The sequence below is a fragment of the Mesorhizobium tianshanense genome, from assembly GCF_007830515.1.
GTDB classification, from domain to species: domain Bacteria; phylum Pseudomonadota; class Alphaproteobacteria; order Rhizobiales; family Rhizobiaceae; genus Mesorhizobium; species Mesorhizobium tianshanense.
Map to the genome: position 1 here is coordinate 1 of NZ_VLKT01000148.1, position 1,827 is coordinate 1,827.

Consider the following 1,827-nt stretch of genomic DNA (forward strand, 5'->3'; position numbering starts at 1 on the left):
CCGGCCTGACCCCGAGCCCGATCAGATGATGCGCCAGACGGTTGGCCCGCGCGTTGAGCTCGCCATAGCTCAACCGCTCGTCGTCATGGACCAGCGCCACCGCCTCCGGCGCCTTGCGCACCTGCGCCTCGAACAGCTCATGGATGCACCGATCCGACGGATAGGCCGCCGCCGTCCGGTTCAGCTCCTCCAGCAGATACGCGCGCTCCTCAGCCGGCAGCAGTTCAATCCGGCCGACCGGCTGCCCGGCATCGGCAACCATCGCCCGCAGCAGCGCCAGCAGATAACCACGCTGCCGCTCGATCGTCGCCTGATCGAACAGCGCCGTGGCATAACCAAACGTTCCGGCGATCTCCTCGCCATGCTCGCCCAGGCTCAGCTCCAGATCGAACTTGACCTGATCGAGCCCATCCCCGGCAGCCTCCACACTCAGCCCGGGAAGATCGAACGATCCGACGGCGTTGTTCTGCCAGGCCAACATCACCTGGAACAACGGCGTGTGATCAAGATGCCGGGGCGGCTGCACGATCTCCACGACCTGCTCGAAGGGCAGGTCCTGATGCTCCTGCGCTGCCAGCGCCGTGCGCCGCGTCCGCTCCAGAAGTTCCGACACGCTCGGCTCGTCCGACAGGTCCAGCCGAAGCGCCAGGGTGTTGACGAAGAAGCCGATCAACTCTTCGATCTCGCGCCGGCCTCGATTGGCGCTCGGCACGCCGATCACAAGGTCGTCCTGCCCCGACAGACGCGACAGCACCGCCGCCCAGGCCGCCAGCACCGTCATGAACAACGTCGTGCCATGCTGCCGGCTCAGCCGCTTCAGACCCCGCGTCATCTCCGCATCGATGACGATCGGAACCGTCGCCCCGGCAAACGACTGCTGTGCCGGCCGCGCATGGTCCGTCGGCAAGACAAGACGGGCCGGAGCACCTGACAGGGCGTTGCGCCAATACTGCGCCTGCTTCTGCAGCCGTTCCCCCGACAGCCATTGCCGTTGCCAGGCGGCATAATCCGGATACTGGATCGCCAGCGGCGGCAAAGGATCGTCCTGTCCAGCCTCGAGCGCCCGGTAAAGCTGACTGAGTTCACGCACCAGCACGCCCATCGACCAGCCGTCCGAGACGATGTGATGCTGGGTCAGCAGGAAGACGTGTTCCTCATCCGACATCCGGATCAGACGCCCGCGGATCAGCGGCCCGCCCGCAAGATCGAACGGCGTGCGCGCCTCTTCATGGCACAGATCCAAAAGCGCCGCGTCAGCATCCGGCCTGTCCCGCAGATCGTGCTCGAGTACCGGCAGTCCCGCATCCGGCGGCAGAACCTCAACCCAGGGCTTGCCCTCCGGTGCGACAAAGACACTGCGCAGCGCCTCATGACGCGCAAACAGACGGTCGAGGCTGCGCTGCCAGGCGCTGCGGTCGAGCACTCCACGCAGCCGCAAGGCCAGCGGAATGTGATAGTTGGTGCTGCCCTCGTCCAGCTGCGCCAAAAACCACAGCCGCTGCTGCGCAAACGACAGCACAAGCGGCTCATGACGCGACACAGCCACAATCGCCGGCAGGTCTTGCGGACCGGAGCGGCTCAACTGCTCGACAAGGCGCGCCGCCAGGTCGGAAAGCACTGGCCTGGCGAACAGCGTCGATAGCGGCAGTTCCACGCCAACAGCCCGCGACAGCCGGCTCGAGAGCTGCACGGCCAGGAGCGAGTGGCCGCCGAGCTCGAAGAAGTGGTCGTCGCGTCCGACCCGCTCGACCCCCAGAAGCTCCGCCCAGATCTGCGCCAGCGTCGTCTCGATCTCGCCGCGCGGCGCCTCATAGGCCGCCCGCGCAT

The 1,827-nt window shown here is 66.6% G+C and carries 1 protein-coding gene; it reads right to left on the reverse strand.

Annotated elements, in window-relative coordinates; genetic code table 11:
- Nucleotides 1–1,827 (reverse strand): condensation domain-containing protein (locus tag IQ26_RS38925; RefSeq protein ID WP_145723585.1); only part of this gene is annotated, 1,827 nt, incomplete at both ends.